Origin of the sequence: Pseudochrobactrum sp. AO18b, assembly GCF_000409565.1 — a bacterium.
GTDB lineage: Bacteria > Pseudomonadota > Alphaproteobacteria > Rhizobiales > Rhizobiaceae > Pseudochrobactrum > Pseudochrobactrum saccharolyticum.
Map to the genome: position 1 here is coordinate 1 of NZ_ANNO01000381.1, position 1,721 is coordinate 1,721.

General features: G+C 47.0%; 1 protein-coding gene. It reads left to right on the forward strand.

The features are described 5' to 3' along the window. The first annotated feature begins 420 nt into the window (after positions 1–420). A complete protein-coding gene (locus A918_RS0114475; RefSeq protein ID WP_022711754.1) occupies positions 421–1,686 on the forward strand; it encodes an OmpP1/FadL family transporter in 1,266 nt (421 codons plus the stop codon). Positions 1,687–1,721 lie beyond the last annotated feature (35 nt).

Genomic DNA, 1,721 nt, shown 5'->3' on the forward strand with positions numbered 1-1,721 from the left:
TATTCATAAATTTTACAACCATTTGATTTTTCTGTGTTTATTGAGTTTTGAAGTGAAATTCTGTAATGCGAATGCAGCATTTTTACTAACAATTATGCTGAAACTGATCTGCTGCATCACGTTTGAAATGCGCAGGACGGGTGGCGCGGTATAGGTTTCAAGAGGTGAAAAACGATTGTCTTTTTTGCGTGACATATTTGGCACAGCGCACGTTTTGAAGGCAAAATCAGGTCAAAACTGACGTTTTGGATGTGAATTTATACGGCAACTCACAAAAAAACTGAATAAGACGATCAAAAATCGGATTTTCGGTCGACTCTGTGACGAACCGGTGGTTCGTTTTCAACTTTCTTGTACTTGCAGAACCCATTCGGCATGTTACGCTCACGTCAAAATTAAGTATAAAAATTGAGGGACAATATGCTTAAAACTGCCTTGAAATTATCTGCCGTGTCGCTGGCATTGTCGGGGGGAATTTTGACCGCGCATGCCGGTGGTCTGGAGCGCAGTTCTCAGGATTTCGATATTTTATTTGAAGAAGGCAATGTGGTTGAAACCGGTGCGACTTTTGTTGCGCCGCAGCGTAAGCTGAAGAACATTCGCGGCAGTGTTTTTCCTGCCAATCCTGTTCCAAATCAGAATTTCGGCAAACCTTTCGACACAGAAGTTGACGAAGGTAAGACCTATTGGGTTCCGAAGCTTTCGGCAAAAATCCAGCTGACTGATGAACTGGGCTGTGCGGTTCAGTATCGTGAACCATGGGGTATTGATACAGATTCAGGCATCAACAATGCCCGTATGTTCAGCGCTATTGAGCAAGAAATCTCTTCGCGCGATTATGGTCTGAACTGCGCCTATCGTTTCTCTGCCGGTGAAAAGGGCTTTTTCCGTATTCTCGGTGGTGTAAGCTATCAGGAGCTGAAAGGCCGCCAGACAAAAATCTCCGGCGTACCGCTGGATCCAAACAACCCAAGAAACCTGACTTTCGCAAATAGTACACTGGATGTTGACGACAGTGCATTTGGCTGGCGCTTGGGTGCAGCTTATGAAATTCCTGAAATCGCTCTGCGCGCCAGTTTGGTTTATCAGTCCAAGGTCAATTATGATCTGGATGGCACCGTTGGCGTGTCTCTGATCGGTGCGCCTCTGAGCTTTATTACTCCGGTCAACGGTAGTGTAGCCACACCGCAATCTGTTGAATTCAAATTCCAGACCGGTATTGCTCCGGATTGGCTGGCACTTGCTTCCATCAAATGGACAGACTGGAAAAGCATTACCAAAATCGGTTTCGAAAACAGCGGCACAGGGCCGTTCCTCGGCCGTTTCCCTGTAGGTGCCGAAGTAACGTCTCTTGATCTTTACTACAAAGACGGCTGGACCGTTATGGGTGGTATCGGTCACAAATTTAACGACAAGTGGTCGGGTGCGGCAACTGTTACTTGGGATCGTGGTACAACAACTGGTCTGACTTCACAGACTGATGTCTGGCTGCTGGGTCTCGGTGCGAATTACAAGGCAACACAACATCTGGAATTCCGCCTTGCAGGTGCTGTCGGTATCCTGACTTCTGGTACTCTGGATAACACACTTACAGCCAAGAACGGCGGCAGCCAGTTCGGTTCCAAGGCTGATTTTGGCACCGATGTTGTCGGCGGTATGACACTTTCGGCCAAATACCGTTTCTGATCGTATGATCGGATAAAGAAAAGGCGCTGCGATTG